Annotated in this window: 17 protein-coding genes and 1 riboswitch; of the genes, 7 read left to right on the plus strand and 10 right to left on the minus strand. The window is 62.8% G+C overall.

What is annotated here, in order from left to right; genetic code table 11:
* Nucleotides 1-197: 197 nt before the first annotated feature.
* Complete coding sequence (locus JM946_RS18630; RefSeq protein ID WP_218042979.1) at nt 198-581, minus strand: response regulator transcription factor; 384 nt, start codon at nt 579-581, stop codon at nt 198-200.
* A gap of 16 nt (nt 582-597) precedes the next feature.
* Nucleotides 598-2,043: an ATPase domain-containing protein gene (locus JM946_RS18635; protein ID WP_203168864.1), complete on the minus strand. Its 1,446-nt coding sequence runs from the start codon at nt 2,041-2,043 to the stop codon at nt 598-600.
* Nucleotides 2,044-2,296: 253 nt separating this feature from the next.
* Here JM946_RS18635 and JM946_RS18640 point away from each other — a divergent pair, with 253 nt between their 5' ends.
* From JM946_RS18640 to JM946_RS18665, 6 genes are read left to right on the plus strand one after another with little or no spacing between them, the layout of a single operon-like run.
* On the plus strand, nt 2,297-3,319 hold the full coding sequence (locus JM946_RS18640; protein WP_203168865.1) for an AAA family ATPase: 1,023 nt from the start codon (nt 2,297-2,299) through the stop codon (nt 3,317-3,319).
* A gap of 2 nt (nt 3,320-3,321) precedes the next feature.
* Entirely contained in the window at nt 3,322-4,176 is an 855-nt protein-coding gene (locus tag JM946_RS18645) for a DUF58 domain-containing protein (RefSeq protein WP_203168866.1), read from the plus strand.
* 41 nt (nt 4,177-4,217) lie between these two features.
* Nucleotides 4,218-5,051 carry a hypothetical protein gene (locus JM946_RS18650; RefSeq protein ID WP_203168867.1) on the plus strand — a complete coding sequence of 278 codons (834 nt, stop codon included), beginning with the start codon at nt 4,218-4,220 and terminating at the stop codon, nt 5,049-5,051.
* Nucleotides 5,048-6,061, plus strand: a complete 1,014-nt coding sequence (locus tag JM946_RS18655) for a vWA domain-containing protein (RefSeq protein WP_203168868.1) — start codon at nt 5,048-5,050, stop codon at nt 6,059-6,061. The genes JM946_RS18650 and JM946_RS18655 overlap by 4 nt, the downstream gene beginning before the upstream one ends.
* Nucleotides 6,058-6,594, plus strand: a complete 537-nt coding sequence (locus tag JM946_RS18660; RefSeq protein ID WP_203168869.1) for a tetratricopeptide repeat protein — start codon at nt 6,058-6,060, stop codon at nt 6,592-6,594. Before JM946_RS18655 ends, JM946_RS18660 begins: the two co-directional genes overlap by 4 nt.
* The gene (locus tag JM946_RS18665; RefSeq protein WP_203168870.1) at nt 6,591-7,550 is read left to right on the plus strand and encodes a vWA domain-containing protein; all 960 of its coding nucleotides are present in this window, start codon (nt 6,591-6,593) and stop codon (nt 7,548-7,550) included. The genes JM946_RS18660 and JM946_RS18665 overlap by 4 nt, the downstream gene beginning before the upstream one ends.
* Here the strand turns inward: JM946_RS18665 and JM946_RS18670 are convergent.
* The 7 genes from JM946_RS18670 to JM946_RS18700 all read right to left on the minus strand — a co-directional run bounded on the left by JM946_RS18670 (nt 7,519) and on the right by JM946_RS18700 (nt 15,601).
* The gene (locus tag JM946_RS18670; protein WP_203168871.1) at nt 7,519-8,214 is read right to left on the minus strand and encodes a DUF6445 family protein; all 696 of its coding nucleotides are present in this window, start codon (nt 8,212-8,214) and stop codon (nt 7,519-7,521) included. The two genes, JM946_RS18665 and JM946_RS18670, sit on opposite strands and share 32 nt — an antisense overlap.
* Before the next feature lie 3 nt (nt 8,215-8,217).
* Nucleotides 8,218-8,925: a SapC family protein gene (locus JM946_RS18675; RefSeq protein ID WP_203168872.1), complete on the minus strand. Its 708-nt coding sequence runs from the start codon at nt 8,923-8,925 to the stop codon at nt 8,218-8,220.
* Between the two features lie 3 nt (nt 8,926-8,928).
* The gene (locus JM946_RS18680; protein WP_203168873.1) at nt 8,929-10,467 is read right to left on the minus strand and encodes a tryptophan halogenase family protein; all 1,539 of its coding nucleotides are present in this window, start codon (nt 10,465-10,467) and stop codon (nt 8,929-8,931) included.
* A gap of 4 nt (nt 10,468-10,471) precedes the next feature.
* A complete protein-coding gene (locus JM946_RS18685; protein WP_407700581.1) occupies nt 10,472-13,288 on the minus strand; it encodes a TonB-dependent receptor in 2,817 nt (938 codons plus the stop codon).
* A gap of 426 nt (nt 13,289-13,714) precedes the next feature.
* Complete coding sequence (locus tag JM946_RS18690) at nt 13,715-14,731, minus strand: FecR family protein (RefSeq protein WP_203168875.1); 1,017 nt, start codon at nt 14,729-14,731, stop codon at nt 13,715-13,717.
* Entirely contained in the window at nt 14,728-15,309 is a 582-nt protein-coding gene (locus JM946_RS18695; protein ID WP_203168876.1) for an RNA polymerase sigma factor, read from the minus strand. Before JM946_RS18695 ends, JM946_RS18690 begins: the two co-directional genes overlap by 4 nt.
* Nucleotides 15,310-15,460: 151 nt before the next feature.
* Complete coding sequence (locus JM946_RS18700; RefSeq protein WP_203168877.1) at nt 15,461-15,601, minus strand: hypothetical protein; 141 nt, start codon at nt 15,599-15,601, stop codon at nt 15,461-15,463.
* A gap of 215 nt (nt 15,602-15,816) precedes the next feature.
* A riboswitch (cyclic di-GMP riboswitch) is annotated at nt 15,817-15,917 on the plus strand.
* Nucleotides 15,918-16,081: 164 nt separating this feature from the next.
* Between JM946_RS18700 and JM946_RS18705 the strand changes: the two genes are divergently transcribed.
* Nucleotides 16,082-16,987, plus strand: a complete 906-nt coding sequence (locus JM946_RS18705) for a fibronectin type III domain-containing protein (protein WP_203168878.1) — start codon at nt 16,082-16,084, stop codon at nt 16,985-16,987.
* Between the two features lie 155 nt (nt 16,988-17,142).
* Here the strand turns inward: JM946_RS18705 and JM946_RS18710 are convergent, their stop codons facing one another.
* On the minus strand, nt 17,143-18,987 hold the full coding sequence (locus JM946_RS18710; RefSeq protein WP_203168879.1) for a hypothetical protein: 1,845 nt from the start codon (nt 18,985-18,987) through the stop codon (nt 17,143-17,145).
* Nucleotides 18,988-19,005: the final 18 nt, after the last annotated feature.

Genomic DNA, 19,005 nt, shown 5'->3' on the forward strand with positions numbered 1-19,005 from the left:
GCGCAACCGACGTGTAAGGGAGCGACTCGAAATAGCCATTTCGGTCTTGCCACCCACGTGTGGACGTGGACTGCAGCGCCGGGCGCCCTGTCACCCGCGCCGGCGACAAGACTCCGTATTGACGACACTGCAGGAGCGAACGCTCCGGCTACTCCCCTCAAGAGGCGTTGCGATTTAAACATGCATGGCGCTGGCGTTCAACGGCCCAGGCGTGGGCACGTACGGTTGAGCAGCGCGCTCACGGCTTCGAGCAGCACGGCGCGCCGGAATGGCTTGCGAAGATAGGCGTCGTAGACCACACACTCCACCTTCAGCGCATTTTCGTCCATGACGCTCATGGCCATGATAGGCACGTCGGCGCCGGCCGGATCGCTGCGGATCTGCCTGCACATCGTGGCCCCGTCCATGAACGGCATCATCAGGTCGCAGATGATCAGGTCGGGCCGCTGTTCCTGAAAGCGCTGCAGACCTTCACTGCCATTGGCGGCAACGGTAACGCGATGGCCTTCGTCTTCCAGCGCCGCGCCCACCACGTCCGCGAGATCCAGCTCATCGTCCACGATCAGGATTGACTTCGACATGGCAGCGCTATGGCACTCAAGTGGTGGTGGCTCGCGGATCCCGCCCGAAACCCGACATGAGCGCTTCGAAGCCTCCCATGGTGTCTCCGACCTTCAACCCCTGCGAGGTGATCTTGAACTCGCGCAAGAACGGATCGAAATCGCTGTCGCGCAATTTGGTGACCGAGATCAGCCGGCGGATCTCGCCCTTGACTTCCGCATATCGCATGACGATCAAGCCTTCCAGCAGCGACGACAGGCCTCTGCTCGGCAACTCCATGTTCGCTCCGAGGATGTTGCGACTCTCGATCGACACCATCGTCATCGCCCCCAGCGCCCGGATCTCGTTGGCCAGCGAGGAAATGAAACGCGTCAGGCGCTCCGGACCGATGACCGACTCGACCAGTCCGCCGAAGCCGTCGATGAATACCCGCTTGGCTTTGCGACGATGGATCGCGTCGACGATCTCGTGCCCCAGCTCATCGAGCAGGCGTTCGCCTTGCGGGCGCCAGATGAGCTCCAACTGCTCGCGCCGTTCCAATTCCTGCAGGTCGATGCCGATGGCTTGCGCCTTGGCCCGCAGCCGTTGCGGACTTTCGAACAAACCGAAGAACACGCCGGGCTCGGCCGCGCTCGAGCGCGACACATACTGCAGGCCGAACGTTGTTTTACCGCTCCCGGTCGGCCCGAACAGTCCGTTCGTGGTGCGCGCGAGCAAGCCGCCGCCCAGCATGGCGTCCACGCCTTCGATACCGGTCGAGCGGCGAGACAATTCATATTCGTCCGGAACCGAAGGCGTGGAGAACAACGCCTCGACCCGGGGATAGATCACTAGTCCGTCATCCGTGATATGGAACGAATGTTTGCCCGGCAGGAAACCTCTGCCGCGGAACTTCACGACCTGCAGCGTTCTCTCGGTCTGCCGGTCGACCAACTGGTGAGTCAGGCGCACGATGCCGTCGACCACCGTATGCGTCACTTCCATGGCGCCATCGGCGCCGCTCGTCAACAGCAGCACCACGCAATCTCCGGTGGCTGCGTGACTCTGGATCTCTTGCACGAAACGTTTGAATTCAAGATTCGAGCTCGCGGCGTCTCGTGTAGCGGCGAAGCCGTCGATGACCAGCACACCCGGGCGATGCCGCTTGAGCTCCACTTTGAGCAGCTCCTGCAGCCCCGCCAGGCCCTCTCTCGCGAGCACGGCGCTGCCGCTCACGAAATACAACTGATGAGGCAACATGCGCTCGGTGAAAAAGGACATGGGGCGCAGGTGCTGCAACATGCGCGTGTGCGACTCGGCCAGCAAAGTCACAAACAGCGCTTTGCCTTCCTCGGGGCGGCGATTGAAGCAGATCTGGCTGGAAAGGATGGTCTTGCCGGTGCCGGGCGCGCCGTCGATGATGTAAACGCCCCCCTTCAGGAATCCGCCGGGCAAGATCCGATCGAGGGTACTCACGCGCGTCGCAACGACTTCAAGTTGCATCCAGCCTCCGCTTCGGCATCCAATGCATATGAACGCGCCATGGCCTCAGATGATCCCAAACTCCTCGCTGCGGTTCGGCTCGACAGCGATGCATTCGGAAATAAGTGCCACCGGCTGCCATCAGTTCCGAGGGAACTTTTTGGAATCTGGCCCGGAGACTGGCGCCGCCGTGGTAGCCAGGCGCGCATTGATGGGGCTAGGATCGGGCCATCGTGCGGTGTCGCGGTTCGGTAAGTCTGGCGGCGGGGGTCCGATGGCGGTCGACGAACAGCTGCAGGATTGGCGGGCGCAGGCCCTGCGGGTCGAGATGGCAGTCGGCGAGGCCGTCATCGGTCAGCAAGACACCATCCGACTGATCAACGTCGCGCTGTTCGCCCGCGGCCACGTGCTGCTCGAAGGCGATGTCGGCGTGGGCAAAACCACCATTCTGCGGGCCTTCTCTCGCGCCATCGGTGGAGATTTCGAGCGCATCGAGGGCACCATCGATCTGATGCCCGGCGATCTCATCTATCACACCTACGTAGACGCCGAAGGCAAGCCGCGCATCGAGCCCGGTCCGCTGCTCCGGCACGGCGAGCGGCTGGCGACCTTCTTTTTCAACGAGATCAACCGCGCCCGCCCGCAGGTGCAATCGCTGCTGCTGCGGGCGATGGCCGAGCGCACCGTGTCGGCCTTCAACCGCGAGTATCGGTTTCCGCACATGATCGTGTTCGCCGATCGCAACCGGGTGGAGAAAGAAGAAACGTTCGAGCTCGCCTCCGCCGCTCGCGATCGTTTCATGTTCGAGCTGCGCATGCCCTCGCCGGTCGCGCCGGATATCCGTCGCGCACTGGTGTTCGATCCCGGCTTCCACGATGTCGATCGACTGCTCGAGCGAGTGACACCCGGCATCCTGGCCTGGCAAGAGCTCAACGAGATCGGCGCGGCGATCCAGCGCGGTATCCAAGCGAGCCAAACGCTGGAGCGTTACGTATTGGATCTGTGGGATGCAAGTCACGCGCCGGAGCGTTTTGGGGTGCGCCTGGAGGGCGTGGACATGGACAAGCTGATCCTCGCCGGCGTGAGCCCGCGAGGCATGATGGCTTTGACTCGCGCCGCACGGGTCGTCGCCTGGCTGGCCGGGCGCACTCACATCACGCCAGCAGACATCCAGGCGGTGGCGCCATGGACGCTCGGTCACCGTGTGTTCTTTACACCGATTTATGAGTTGCGTCGTGCCCAGCTCGCACCGGCGCTGATCGAAAAGATCCTGGAAAACGTGCCGACCCCGCGCTGACCATGAGCACCTCGCCCGAGTTTCATTACAGATTGCCGCACCGATCCGGCGGTTGGCGACCTGGCTCGCACCCCGGCTCGAGCCTGGGCGGCGGCCAGGAGTTCGTCTCGCATGTGAGCATCTTCGATCGCCCGGATCCGCGCCGACTGGATCTTCGCGCCAGTCTGCGCGAAGTGCGCGGTGATTGGCTGGTGCGAGTCCATCGGCAGCGGGTCAGTGTGCCGGTGTATGTCGTGGCCGATGTTTCCGCATCGATGAGCTTCGGCCTTCCCAAATCCAAGCTGCACGTGCTGGCGGATTTTGTGACCGCGCTCGGGCACAGCGCATTCCGCGTCGGCGATGCGCTCGGCATGCTCGCGTTCGACGCTCGAGAGCGGCCCGACTTGTTCGTGCCGGCGCTGTTGAGCCGAGGCGTGGGCGAAGTGATGGCCTCGATGCTGACCAGTTGCAAAGGCGCAGCCGGAGGCAGCGACGGATTGGAACAAGCAGTACTGCATCTGGCGGGGCGCCACGGCTTGATCTTCCTGGCCTCCGATTTCCACTGGCCGCTGGATCGACTGGGCGGCGTGCTGGATCTGCTCGCGCACTGCTACGTCGTGCCGCTCGTGGTGTGGGATCCGGCCGAGATTCAGCCGCCCAGGCACGATGGACTCATGCCGCTGCGAGACGTGGAATCTGGCCGTCGAAGCACTCAATGGCTTCGGCCTGTCACCCGTGAACGCTGGCACGAAGCAGTGGAACGACGCCGCGCCGAGCTGAATCGAATCTTCTCGGCTCGCGGCATTCGTCCCTTTTTCATCAGCGGCGAATTCGCCGGCGAGGCGCTGTCGAACTACTTCCTCGAGGCCACTGCGTGAAGCGCGCGCGGCGAATGCCTCGGTTGGCGGCGCTACTCATCATGGCAGTCGCGGCCGCCGACACCCTCGCCGCCTCACAAGTCACAACCGCCGTCGTCGAGCAGCCACGCCCGTTCGGCTACGTCGTTGGAGATCTGGTCACACAGCGAGTGCTGCTCACGTCCGCTGCTGTGAATTTCGATCCCGCCACGCTGCCGCCAGTGCAACGGGTGAACATCTGGTTCGAGCGCCGCTCTGCCAGGATCGAACCAGCGCCGGACGGCAAGCGCTGGCTGATTGTGAATTATCAGCTGATCAACGCGCCGCCGGCGCTGGCTACGGTCAATTTGCCCGCCTGGGAGCTCGAGGATCAGGCCGGTGTTGCAAAGTTGCGAATCCCGGCTGCACCGATCAGCGTCGCTCCTTTGATTTCCCATTCCGCGTCGCCTACCGCCAGCGACCTGAGGCCCGACCGTCAAGTATCGATGCTCGATACGACGCCGACGCGTACGCGACTCCTGGCCTGCTCCCTCGCGTTGGGGGTCACCTTGATCGCGTGGCTCGCATGGTGGCAATGGCGGAACTGGCGGGACAGTCTCGGCCGGCCCTTTGCACGCGCGCTACATGAACTGCGACGGATGGAAGACGGCGCGCCCGAGGCCTGGCAGGCGCTGCACCGTGCTTTCGATCAAACGGCGGGTCGTGTGCTGCAAATCGAAACGCTGCCGACCTTGTTCGAACGCGCGCCGCAGCTGCAGCCACGGCGCGCGGAGATCGAACGATTCTTCGCCGATTCCAACGAGCGATTCTTCGGCGCCGGGCCGCCGAGCAACGCTTTGTCGCTGCGTGCGCTCTGTCAGGACCTGCGCCGGATCGAACGGCGGCACGCGTCATGAGTGAAGCGCTCACATTCGAGCATCCGTGGTTGCTGGTATTGCTGCCGTTAGCGCTGCTTCCGCTTTTGCGCGGAAGGCGTGACACGCTCGCGTTTCCATCGGTGGCCTGGCTGCCGCGCGATCGTGTCGGTCAACTCGTGGGCTGGCTGTGGCCGCTGTTCGCCATCCTGGCGATCGCCAGCAGCATTCTTGCGCTGGCCCAACCGGGCCGCCCGCAAAGCTTCGTGCAGCGGACGGGCACGGGTGCGGAGATTCTCGTGCTGCTGGACCGTAGCCGCAGCATGGACGATCGGATGTTGCCCGCCAACTGGCGAGAGATCGATCCCAGCTCGCTGCTGTATCACACGGGCCGTGGCCGCAAGAAGGCCGATGTAGCGCGGGAGCTCCTGTCACAGTTCGTCGCACAGCGACCCGACGATCGCTTCTCGTTGATGTACTTCAGCAATCGCCCGCTGAGCGTCGTTTCATTCACTCAACACGACGCAGTCATGCAAGCAGGAATCTCGGCGGGCGTGACTGGCCGTGGGCTGGCGGACACCGAGGTCGGTCGCGCACTCGTCGCGGGTATCGCCGAGTTCGATCAGCGCGCTTACTCTGGAAGTCGCATCATGCTGCTGGTTTCCGATGGTGGCGCGCACCTGGACGAAGAGACCAGGGAGCGCATCCGCATCGGTCTTGCGCGCAATCGGATCGCGCTCTACTGGATGTATCTTCGCTCCTACAACAGCGCAACGCTCGATACGACCGATGATCGTTGGGCGAATGCGCCCGAGTTGGCCCTGCATCGTTTCTTTCAATCCTTGCCGACGCCTTACCGGGCCTACCAGGCCGAAGTGCCGGAGGACCTGTCCAGAGCCGTCGCCGAAGTGGGCCGACAGCAGAATCTGCCGCTGGACTTCCTGGAGCAGATTCCACGGCGCGACTACAGCCGTCATTTCATCGCCGTCGCGGCGTTCGCCTGCGCGATGCTGCTGTTGTATCGATCGATGTTGCTGCGGAGCTGGCAATGAAGCGTGCCGCCGTGCATGGCGCCTTCGCTATCGCCGCGCTGACGTGCGCCAGCTTGGTGGCGTACTACGCGGTACGCCTGAATCGAATCGAAGGCACCAACGTGGCCATCGCCAGTGCCCGCGTGTCGGCGTTCGATGCCGACGTGCCGGAAGCGCGCTTGGCACGCGCGCTCGCGCTGGCCAACGCCGGCGAGTCCGAGGCGGCGATGAAAGCATACAAGGCGCTGATCGAAGGCGACCGCCGCGATCTCAAGCAAGCCGCGCTGTATAACCTCGGCAACTTGTATATGCGCGACGCGCTCGAGAACGGCGCCGAGCAGGCATTCCGGTCGCTGCCGCTGATCGAGCTGGCGAAACAGCGCTATCGCGAGGTGTTGCGCCATCAGCCGACGCACTGGGACGCCCGATACAATCTCTCGCGCGCCTTGCAGCTCGCGCCGGAGCTCGAGCAGGAGATCGAAGAGAAAGAAGACCCTCCGGAAAAGGAACAAAGTGTCAGCACCCTGCAGGGGGCAAGGATCGATCTGCCATGAGATGGCGGCCGTCGCTCAGCCTCGCCACGGACAAGCAGTCGCGCGCCATAGCGCTCGCGTTCCTGTTGTTGCTGGCGGGTCTCTTGATGCCGCCTGTGAACCTGCCGCGAGACGCCTACGACTACATCGTGGTGTTCGACATCAGTCAGAGCATGAACGTCGAGGATTACCAGCTCCATGGCGCGCCCGTCAGCCGTTTGGCTTATGCGCACGAGGCCGCCCGCCGCACACTGCGCGATATGCCGTGTGGCTCTCGAGTTGGCTGGGCGGCATTCACCGGGTATCGCACCATCCTGTTGCTGGCGCCGGTCGAGGTCTGCGCTCATTACAGCGATCTGCTCGCCTCGCTTGAAAAAATCGACGGCCGCATGCGCTGGTCGAATGCCAGCGAAATCACCAAAGGGGTGTACTGGTCGGTGCTGACGGCCCAAGAAACTCAGCTGCCTGCCGATGCGAAGCCCGACATCGTTTTCATCAGCGACGGACAGGAAGCGCCGCCGCTGGATCCCGCCTACCCGCCCCGAGTGATCGAAGACCTGCCCGAACATTCCATTCGCGGCTGGTTGATCGGCGCAGGCTCCGACGAGCCCAGCCCGATTCCACGAGTCGATGAAGATGGACATCGCACGGGCTATTGGCGCGCCGACGAGGTCGTACAGATGAGCGCCTTCGGGGGCACCAATGCTCCCGCGACGGAGCACCTCTCGGCTGTGCGCGAGCCGCATCTGCGTGCGCTCGCGGACCAGCTCGGATTCGACTACGCGCGCCTGACCGGGCCTGCATCGCTGAGCGAAACCTTGCGAGACCCACGATTCGCTCGCCGGCGCCCCACGCCGACCGATCTTCATTGGCTGCCTGTAGCGCTCGCCGTGTTGACACTGGCGCTGAGATTCCGGCCGGACGGATCGTGGCGTAGTCTCGTCTTTACTCGAAGCGCACGAACGAATTCACCGTGAGGCGCGCCGCTCGCGGCGCCACGTCTGGCGATGAAACGCGGCGGATGTCTCCAGAGTGCAGCACGTTGCTCGGATAGATGAGCGCCCGATTGCAGCGGGCCTGATAGCTCGCGATGCGCGTGAACAAAGAATCGTCTCCGTCCATGTACTTCGCCGGCGGCGGATTCGTCACCACTTCTCGCTTGAGGGTGGCGGAGTATGCCCGGATGCGTTGCTGGCTGATCGTTTCGAAACCGGTGCTGCGATGTCGATAAAACGACGTGCCGCCGTGTTCCGGCCCGCACAGATAATGGACGATCGCGAGCTGATTCGCTGCGCTGGTGTCGAAGTGCGGCACCCTCTGCACCGGGCGCAGCCGGTGCGGCTCGGTGGTCGTGATCGATAGCGCGCAGTAGATGACTCGCGGCGTGGTGTGCGTGGGCATCCCGAAACGCTCACGAAGCAAATCGCCAAATCGCGCCAGGTCTTCCACGTACTCGTGCGGCGCGCGCTTGCGAATGCCTGGATAGAAGTCGCCGAATGTCGCTCGCAGCGGCGCACCGCTTTCCGCATAGGCGAACAACGCTTCTGGATCGAGCGCGAAATCCTCCACCACGGCGAGCGGCCGCTGCTCCTCGCCCAGAGACTGCATCGAGAACGAAGCCGCCTGATTCAGAGTAAACACGTTTCAGAGCAAGCACTGGTTCTTTCGTTGCACGAGCGAGTAGATGTGCCCGAGCGAGGCCAGCATCGTATAGAGGGGCGCGAGCCAGTCGAGCGCATGCAGCTCTGCAACGCTCTCGCCGGGCAAGCCTTTCAGCCGCTCTTCATCGATGCTGTACAACCCTTCGACCCGCTGCTTCCGTCGATCCACAAACTCGATTTCCAGGCGCATCGGCCGGATCAATTCCAGAGCGAGCAACTTGCCCACGAAGCGCTCGGTCTGCTGCTCGCCTTCCAGCAGGGCGGCGAGCATTTGCTTCACCTGGCGCAGATAGCCGGTCTCGGCGCCGTGCTCGTCGAAAAGCAGCTCGCCATGCGTCTGCGTGACCGCGACATTCTGCGTATCGATGCAGACGACTTTGTCCTGATCGTTGGCGCCGTCGCCCAGGAAGAACGGCTGGCGGGTCACCTGCAGCGGCACATAGATGGCGTCCCAACGGCCCTGTTGCCAGAACAGATTCTCGTGCTTGTCGAAGCCGAACAGAGCGATGCAGCTGAAACGCCCGGTGGCGGCGTTCTTGGTCAGCACGATGGGATATTGCACGCATAGCTTCAGGAACTCGCCCAGCACCACCGGCAGCATGTTGAGCTGCGCCGCTTGAGCCAGCACCTGCGCCTGGTCCACGCGCAGTTGTCGATGAGCTGCGCTGTTGAGCGCGACCAATCTGTTCATGCGCTACACGGTCTGAAAGCCATACTGTTGCACCTTGCGCAGCAGCTCCCGATGTTTCGGCAAAGTCGCCAGCGCTTGCTGGATGACCCGATCGTTCTGCTGGAATTGCTCCCGCGCCCGATCCGCCTGCCTCATGGTATGGGCATGCCAACGAGTCTCGGTGCGAAAGCCCATGCCATACAGCACATATTGATAGCTGGCCGCCGGGAACACTTCCTTGTTGCTGGTGAAATCGTGATCGCCGGGCGGACAGTACCGCCACAGCTGGAGCTGCTCCTGCAGGCCGTCTGGCACGCTGGCGGCGGTTCGATTGTCGCGCCAGAACGGCTCGTCGCGCTGGCTGAGCAGATAATGCAGCTTCAGAAAGTCGATGATGCGATCCCAGCGATATGCGAATGTCTGGTTGAAGCGCCTGGCGAGCACATCCATGACCTCGCGACACGGGGGCAGTTGTTCGGTGATCATCTCGGCAGCCAACTCCACCAACACCAGCGCCGAGGCTTCGAGCGGCTCGAGGAAACCGCCGGAGAGCCCCACGGCCACGCAGTTGTTCTGCCAGAACAGGCGTCGATGACCGGAGCGAATCGGGATGCGTCGGACGCTGAGCGCCTCGAGCTTCGGCCCGACGTATTCTCGCAGCGTGGACAGGGCGGCTTCGTGGTCCGTATGGCGACTGGAATAGACGTAACCTACGCCGCGTCGGGATTGTAGTCCGATATCCCAGATCCACCCGGCCGCCTGCGCCGTCGAGATCGTATGACATGCAACGGGTGCATCGGTATCGTCATACGGGACCTGAACCGCAAGCGCGTTGTCCACGAACAGCACGTCGCTACGATCGATGAACGGCACGCCGAAATGTTTGCCGATCAGCAACGCCGAGAACCCGGTGCAGTCAACGAAGAGTTCGCCGCCGATTGCGCCGTTCGCGGCGGTCGCCACGGATGTGATATCGCCATTCGGCGCAGCGTTGACGGCTGTGACATCGTCCAACACATGCCGCACACCGAGCTGCTCGACGCAATGTCGTTGTAGCAGCTCAGCGAACTTGCCCGCGTTCAAGTGATAGGCATAGTTGGCCACGCCAGCGTACTCGGGCGTGGTGATGAGCTTTGGCGCCAGCCCGTGCTCACACACCGCTTCCTGGAAGCAGACCGCCGACGAGAACGACCGCCCGCTCGAGTCCTGATGCCAGTAAGGAGCCAGGTTGATCTTGGGAAAACCCTGCGGCAACACCAGCGGGTGATAGTAAAAATCCTCCGCGCCGCCGTTCACCCAGCGTGCAAACTTCGCTCCCTGCTTGAACGCCGCGTCACATTCGCGGATGAACTGCGTCTCGGCGATACCGATCTTGCGCAATGTATTCCTCATCGTCGGCCACGTGCCCTCTCCCACGCCGATCGTCGGTATCGACGGCGATTCGATGAGGGTCACGCGCACGCCGCCGGATTTGGTGTTGTGCCCGGCGGCGATGCGCGCGGCGGTGATCCAGCCTGCAGTGCCTCCTCCAACGACGACGACTGACTGGACGGGTGTCACCATGGCCTCAGAACGTCGCGCGCACGCCTAGCGCCCAGCGCCGGCCGCTGTCTTCGGCCAGCAGGAAATGATTGCGGAACCGGCCGTGCTTGGTCACGACCTCCTCGGTCAGATTCAGTCCCTCGAAAAACACCGTGAGATGATCGTTGATGTCGTAGCTGCCGCTGATGTCCCATTGATAATAGTCGTCGACGAACACCACCCCGTCGCCATTGGTCTGGGTGAGCCGCTGCAGGAACTCCTCGCGCTCGTTGTAAGCGAGGCGCACCTGGTACGGGCCCTTCTCGAAAAAGGCGACCGCGTTCAGCGAGTCGCTCAATCCGGTGACGGCGAATGTTTGAGTGATGTCGGCCACGTCGAGCTCGGCGTCGCTGTCCACGAACGTCGCGTTCGCCATGATTCCAAAGCCGGACTCGCCGAACGTATGCAGCGCCGACAGCTCGAAGCCCGTGACCTTCGCGGTTTCGCCATTGCTCGGCAAGGTCACGGTAAAGACCGCCGGCGTGTCGGCAGGATCGGGATTGTTCACGTCGGTGCCGGTGGAGGGATCGAGCAGCAGTCCGCCGCCGGGCAGCTCGAAGGTGCGATCCTCCGTGCCGGTGATGATGAAATTGGTCACGTCCTTCTGGAAATAGCCGGCGGCGACGTAACTGGAGGGGTTGTAGTACCACTCGAGCGACAGATCGATGTTGTCGGACTCGAACGGCACCAGCTCCGGGTTGCCGCTGGCGGCGGCCAGGTTGCCGCCCTGACGCGTGGTCACCAGCGTCGTCACTGGCGCCATGTTTTCCAGCGTCGGGCGCGTGATGGTCTGCGAGACGGCGAAGCGCGCAACCAAGGTATCCGTGATGTCGAGCTTCAGACTGAAGTTCGGCAACAACGCGTCGTAGTCCGACTCGGCCCCGATCGGGGTCGCAGGACCGAACGCGGCCAACATCTCGGTTGCATCCAGAATATCCAGGCGAATCACCGGCGCTTGGGTGCCCTTGACCTTCACATCAGTGCTCTCATAGCGAGCGCCGGCGGTCGCGCTGATCGGCATTCCCGCGAGCTCGCCCGCGAAGTCCAGCTCGATATAGACCGCGCTGGTGTCTTCGTCCACGACGAAGGAGTTGTCGCGTCTCACCGCGTCGAAGCTGACGCCACTGACGCTCTCCAGATAGGCGAACTGCGCCTCGCCGTTGTGTCTCAGCCAGCGATGCGGCATTCGGCCGCTGCCACTCACGCCACTCAAGAAATCGTCGCCCGCGTTGAACACCCATTGATCCGTCATGGGCAGCGGACTGTCCGGATAGCCACAGAAGGTGCAGTGAATACCCACGCCTTCGTTGTCCCAGCGCTCCAGGGCTTTAGTCTCCTGCGACAGCATCGCGCCGAATCGCGCTCGCGTAAGCCCGCTCGTCTGGCCCTCGTTCCAGGTGGCGTCGATGCGGAATTGATCGATATCGTCTTCCACTGCCCAGCCCCGGCGCAGCATCACATGCGCCCGGCTGTTGGACGTATCCAGATAATCGGACACGCCTGCGGGTGTCACCGCCGGGTTGTACGCGACACCGTCGATTTCCTGTTGGCCGCTGTAGATGTTGGGATTGGCGCTTTCGAATCCGCTTGCGTACGGCAGAATCTCGCCCGGCATCAGCTGCAAGCGCACGCGATTGGCGTAGCCAATGAGCGAGAGCTGATCGCCGCCGCCGTTGTTGGGCTCGCGCTCGGCGTCCGACGTGTTCACATCGAAGGAAAGGTTCAGCGAATCGCTCACGTCCCAGCTGACGTTGAAGCCGTACGAAGCCGTCTCGGTCAGACGATCGAACTTCTTCGCATGCATGTCGGTGGCAAGGCCCACTTCCTGATACAGATCGATGATCGTACCGTTCTCGTCCGTGACCACGTCCTCGAGATTGGGCGCCGTGAACCAGTGGCCGAAGGAAGTGGCGTCGGTCTCGATGTCGAAATCCGAGTACAGCGCGTCGGCGGTGACGCGGACGCTGTCGGAAGGAGCGAACTGCAGCACCAGGTTGCCGCCTTTGCGCGTGCGCTCCTCGAAAGTCACTTTGTGATCGTAGTTGCGCGCCAGAAAGGTGTTGCCGCTCCACCCCGCGCCGCCGTTGATCTCGCTTTGCGGGATGTCGGTATTCTCCAGCCAGCCGTCGGTCTGCGCCTGGTTCAGTCGCGTCTGGCGCTCCTGATACGACAACGCCAGCAGCACGCCGAAGCGGTCCTCGGCGAAGGTATCGGAGATCAGAAGAGACGCCTGCGGCGTGGTGTGCTCGCTGTTTTCGTCATGCAGCTCCTTGATGCTGCCTGCGATCCTGAATTCGCCGATGTCGAGCGGTCGCGCCGTGGTGATGTTCACCGTCGAACCGATGCCGCCGGATTGCATGCTCGCGGTCGAAGTCTTATGCACCACGATGCCGCTCACCAACTCGGAGGCGAGCGTGTCGAAGCTGAAGCCGCGCGACAGATCTTCGGATGCGATCTGCCGGCCGTTCACCAGGACAGTGTTGAACTCCGGACCGAAGCCACGCACCGTGATGGCCTGGCCTTCGCCGCCGGAGCGGTCGATGGAAACGCCGCTGATGCGTTGAAGCGATTCGGCGAGATTGGTGTCCGGAAATTTGCCGATATCTTCCGAGGAGATCGCGTCGACGACGCCACCGGCTTCGCGTTTCATGTCCCTGGATCGGGTCAAGCTCGCGCGAATGCCCGTGACGGTGACCTCTTCGATCACGCCCTGCTCGACTTCCTCTGCCAGCCCCTCGCGCGCGCCAAAAGCGGCGGCCATGAAGGTCATGAGCGCCCGTGACCATTTGTTTCTGTGCACGATCCCCGACTCCCCCGCATGCTCCGTGACGATGGAGAGCCGACCGTTCGAGTTGAGCGCCATGGTGACCGGGGTGTTCTCGAGCAGGCGTGCGATGGCCTCCTCGATCGAATACACCCCGACCAGCCGGTTGGCCGTGATCTCGCTGACTTTCTCATAAGGAAAGATCAGCGTGAGATCGGCCTGTTCGGCCAAGGCAGTCAACGCCAGGTCGGCTCGCTGCCGAGGGATGTCGAAATAAACCACTTCGTCGAGCCTGCCGGCCCACGCCGGCACAGCGGGACTGGCAAGCAGCCCCGCGGCCAGCAGGGCTCGCAGCAATTTCGCATCGGCCTCGGGTGCGAATTTTTTCCTCGCACGCTCAAGGGACGATTGCCGCGCGGTTTTCCTCCATAGGCGCCGGCGGTTCCCGAACTTGCAGCGCATGGCCTATGGCGCCTTCAGCAACACTCTTTCGGCGTCGAGCCGCTCGGAATCGATATTGAAATTCTCTTTCAGGGTGGCGAGCAGGCCGTCGACGTCACCGGCCTTGAACAGCCCGCCGATGCGCAATTGTTTCAAACGCTCATCGGCAATCTCGAATTGGATCGGCGTGTAGCGACTCACCTCGGCGATCGCCACCGCCAGGGTCTCGCCCCGGAAAACCAAATTGCCCTGGCGCCAGGACAGCTCCGCCGACAACGCCGAGTCGCTGACCTTGGAGATGGTCTCCCGATCGACACCGAGCAGCACTTTTTCACCCTTGGTGACGGTTCGTGGGGTGGTGGGCGCGGAGCCCGCGCGCTCGATGTCCTCGTCGACCACGACCGTGCCTTCGGTCACGATCAATTCGACCTGCGCGTCATCGATGATCTGAACATTGAACGCCGTGCCCACCGCACGCACCCGCTTCTGCCCGGCAATCACGCTCAGCGTGCGTCGAGGATCGTGCGCGACCTCGATGCTCATTTCACCCCGCTGCAGCACCAGGACGCGCTGAACGGAGTTGTAAGTCACGTTCACCAGGCTGTTGGTGTTGAGGGTCAGCACCGATTGGTCGGGCAGCCGGACCGTCGAGCGCTCGCCGATGGCCGTTTCATACAAATGAGTGACCTCGGCGAACGTGGGATCCGCGGGCGCGCTCGGCGGCTCGGCCGAGTACTGCACGGCGAGCCAGCCAACAACAATGACCATGGCCAGCGAGGCTGCGATGGCGGAATGGCGCAACCTGCGCCGCTGACGTGGGTGAGCCGAAGGAAACAACTCGCTCAGGCGCGACAGAGTGTCCATCTTGTCCCACAAGGCCGCGAGCCGCAGCAGCGACCGGCGATGCTCCGGATGTTGCGAGAGCCAGGCTTGGAGCTCCTGCTGCTCGGCGGCCGACAAGCCTCGATCCAGTTTCGCGAGCCACTCGCTCGCCTCGTCGACGTTGCGCTTCTGGGGTGGCAATGGATAAACGTTGGTCACTGTTGGCCCCTTTCGCGCGCACGTTTTCGCCTGCGCTGTTCGAGGTCGGCGACCTCCCCGGGCTCGGTTCGCTCGGCGACAAAAGAGCTGCAACGCTTGATTCCGTACGCGATATGCTTCTCCACGGTGCTCTCGCTGATGTCGAGCGCTCGCGCAATCTCCTTTTGCGAGTAGCCATACACCTTACGCAATACGAACACGCGGCGGCATTGCAGCGGCAGCTGCTGCACGGCTTCGCAAAAAATCTCGAACTCCTGCTTCGCCGCCAGCTGATCGTAAACATCGCGTCCGACCTGCGACAGATCGGCCTCGCCGTCTTCGTCATCGTTGTCCGGCAGATGGACGGTGCAGCGCGAGGCGCTGCTTTTGATGTGATCGAGCGCCAGATTGCGAGCAGTCCGATAAAGGAACGAGCGCGGATGCCGGATGTCGCTCACCCGATCGAACTGGCACACCCGAACGTAGGTTTCCTGAACGATGTCTTCGATCTCCGGCGGCGGCACGATCCTGGACACCGCTCGCGCCAGTCGGCGCCGAAGCGCGACGAAGAGTTCCAACAGCTTGTGTTCGTTCGACATGTAACCTGCCGAATTGTCTGTGATATACACAGGAACACACGCGTCCATGCCAGCTGTGACACGACTCCGTGTGGGTGCGCCCATTCCTCGATCCCCCGGGCGCTGGGTGCATTGTTAATCGTCCGCTCAGCCGAGAGCAAGACGACGCCGGCTAATAGCCGACCGCCTTGTCGCGCTCGTTGCGCCCATCGCTCGCCGACGACCGACGCTGGTTCGGTCCGACCAGGTGGGCGTCGCTCTGGATCAAACCGAACATGTTGAGCAGGCCGGCCTTGGAAGAAAAATCATCCATTTCGTGTTGGGCCAGAACCCCAACGAGCGCGATAACTGAAATAGCCGACACTGGACTGAGCGATCATGCGTAGTCGCGCTCAGGCGCGGTCTTAGCGCCTACGCAGGCTCGACAATCCCTGCTGGTTGGCCTCAGGCGCTTTGCCCGTCTTCCACCGCGCGCCATGAGGGGCGGTCGGATATTTCATTTTTCTCCCCGGCTGCACAATGTCCGCCGTCGAGTAAGGGCATACCCGTCGAAAGACGGCGACGCAAAGCCTCCGGTCCTCGGATGCCGCTGCAGAAGCAGCCGCATCACGGATAGCGGGGTTGCCGCTTCGAACCGCTTGCGGTTCGTGGCGTGAAGTGCAGGACAGCGACCCGCGTCTCCAGCGCCGGCTCCGCAACGCCAGCTTCCCTTGCCAGACACAGGAACCCGCACCGCCCGCGAACACCGCGTGGCGCGGGCTGGCATCGAAGACTGAGCTTGCTGGAGTCCATCATGCGCATCGCTACCTCGTTCGTGGCTGTTCTCGCCGCTTACGCTTGTTTCGCCACTACCGCCCAGGCCCAGAGCGTCAATCAGCCGCCCACCATCAGCGGCTCGCCGGCCACCGCGGTCTACACCAACACCACTTATGAGTTCCGTCCTACGGCGCGCGATCCGGAAGGCCGCACCCTGCGCTTCTCGATCGTGAACAAGCCGGGCTGGGCCGCATTCAGCCCGAACAGCGGCGCTTTGGTGGGTTATCCGAAGTCGGCGGGCAGCTGGAGCAACATTCGGATTCGCGTGACCGATGGCGTGAATGTCGCGACGCTGCCTGCTTTCTCGATCACTGCGTCGGTGCGTGGCACGACGACGACTGCGAATCGCGCTCCCACGATCTCCGGCACGCCGATTCGCTCCGTCAGCGCCGGCAGCTCCTACAGCTTCCGCCCTACGGCCAGCGATGCTGACGGCAACACGCTTGCCTTCTCGATCGCGAATCGTCCGAGCTGGGCGACGTTCAACACCGTCACCGGCCAGCTTTCCGGCACGCCGACGGCCGCGCAGGTCGGCTCCTACGGCAACATCACCATCAGCGCGAGCGATGGCCGCGCCAGCGCAACTTTGCCGGCATTCTCGATCGCGGTGGTGGACGTGTCGAGCGGTGGCGCCCAGTTGTCCTGGACGCCGCCCACTCAGAACACCGATGGCAGCACGCTGACCAATCTCGCCGGCTATCGCATCTCCTACGGCACCTCGCCGCAGGCCATGACGCAGACGGTGCAACTGGCGAACGCGGGCATGACGCGCTACACCTTCGACAATCTCTCTCCCGGCACTTATTACTTCGCGGTGCGCGCTTACACCTCGAACGGCACGGAGAGCAGCAACTCGAATCTGTACAGCAAGGTGGTGCAGTGATCGTCGGACCGAAGTAAGACGCTACGTGAGCTTGGCCCACGTAGCGATCCAGAGACGGCGATCGGGAAACCGATCGCCGTTTTTCTATCTGCTGTCGACAGGAGAACTTCAAGCGTCCCGCCAGCAGGTCGACATCGATCTCACGACTCGGGAAATCAGTTCGGCTGATAGCGCAGTCGCCAGGAGATCGTCAGGGGCTCATCGAACGTGAACGCATTCCGAGTACAGCGCACCGTGGTCGCAAAGGAACCCGTGGATACGCGGTACCGCGCGTCGCCGGCGACGGCGCTGGACTCGCACGCGTCGAATCCCGTCACTTGAAAATCCCGGATCGTCCCATTCGCGAAGCGGGTAACGAGGCCATCGGTCGACGCTGGCGCCGAGAACGACGCCAGCTCCATGATCACTCGGTCGACCGAGACGCGTTGCTTGGGCGTGTAAACGTCGGTGCGAACGATCGTGCCCCGCTCGAATGAATAAGTGGTACGCACCGAAATTCTGTCATCGGCGATCGGCCCGACGCTTCCCATGCGATCCATCTCGCTCTGGCGATAGCGGACCTCGGTGCGACCACCCTTGACGTCGAACTCGATGTTACGGAAGAAAGCCAACGGCATCAGCGCCGTGCCGTCGGCCAACTCGAATCGCGGCGCCAGCAATGGCTCCTGACCGTCCGGCACGCCGCTCAACAAACCGTTGGAAAACGGGATGGGGAAGTAAGGGCTGTGCATGTGCTGCCCTGCCCCGCCGTTGATCAGCGGCAAACTGATGATCCGGCCGCGATCACGCAGGGTCAGCAAAGCGCGATCATAAGCGCCGCGTTCGAACCAAGTCACAGTCCGCGACGGCAGACGTGACAGCGCCTCTGCAAAGTTCTGCATCGGCGGCTTGTTCCTGTAGCCGAGCCGGTTCCAGGCAGCGTTGGTATAGATGTATTGATGCCCCAGCGAGAAATTCTCGCCGAGGATGCGAAACTTTCCTCGGTAGGCGTCGGTGCGCCGGCCACCATCCCAAAGGTTCACCGAGCCGGTCTGCGAGTCGAGCCAGAAATCCACATAGCGCTGCGCGACGCGCGAAGCGAACGCATAGGCCAACGCCTTCTGTTCCTCATCCAGCAGGTCGAGCACAGCGCCAGCGGTCAGCACTTCGACAATCGCGGTCTCGCTGTAAGGCCCGAGGCTGCGACCGTACTCGAACCCTTCGCCGCTCGGATTGAGCCGGATCAGCATCACATCGATCGACTTGCGCAGCCACTCTACGACTTGCGACGGCGGCGCATCCCCTGTTTCCAGGAAGCGCTGTGCGATCTCGCCGGCAAGCAGCACGCTGTAACGATCGTATCGACCTTCGCCGTCCGTCTCGTCGGAGAAGCCATACGGACCCGAGTATTTCGCATAGTGCGCTGTGATGGCCGAGAACAATCGCTCCGCACCGCTCGCATCCTCCCAACCGAGCTTGTGGCGCAAACGCGCGATTGCGAAAGCCACACAGTAGTAGTTGCTGGGATGCTCGATCAGCTTGAATGTTTCCACATCCACGAAGGTGCGCCAGTCCAGACGCACGCGCAGTTTCGCGAAGGTCAGCGGATCGACCGCCCGCTGCAGCATGCCATCGCGATTGAGGGCATTGAGCGCCGATAGATAGTAATAGATGCCCCAACTGTCATTGGGATCATCGATGGTGAGCTTGGCCAGTCGACGGAAATCCTCGAGCGCTTTGGGCAAGCGCGGATCGTCCGGCTGCAGGGTCGTGATCAGGTCCGAGAATGCGAGCGCGATCTTGCCAGGCAGAAAACGATCCGAGCCGTTGAACACGGGAGTGCCGCCCAACTGCATCTCGCGTCCGTCCTCGACCAACTGCGTCAGCAATCGTTCCAGTTGCGGACGGATGCGCGTCTCGACGATTTGATTGTACGCCGCGCCGGGGTGCGGTCGATCCGCACTCGCCGGCAGCGACACGATCACAGCGGCAATCAACAAACAGACTCGGTGAAAACTCATGAGAGACGACTTTCCTTG

Origin of the sequence: Steroidobacter gossypii, from assembly GCF_016801985.1 — a bacterium.
Classification (GTDB): Bacteria; Pseudomonadota; Gammaproteobacteria; order Steroidobacterales; family Steroidobacteraceae; genus Steroidobacter; species Steroidobacter gossypii.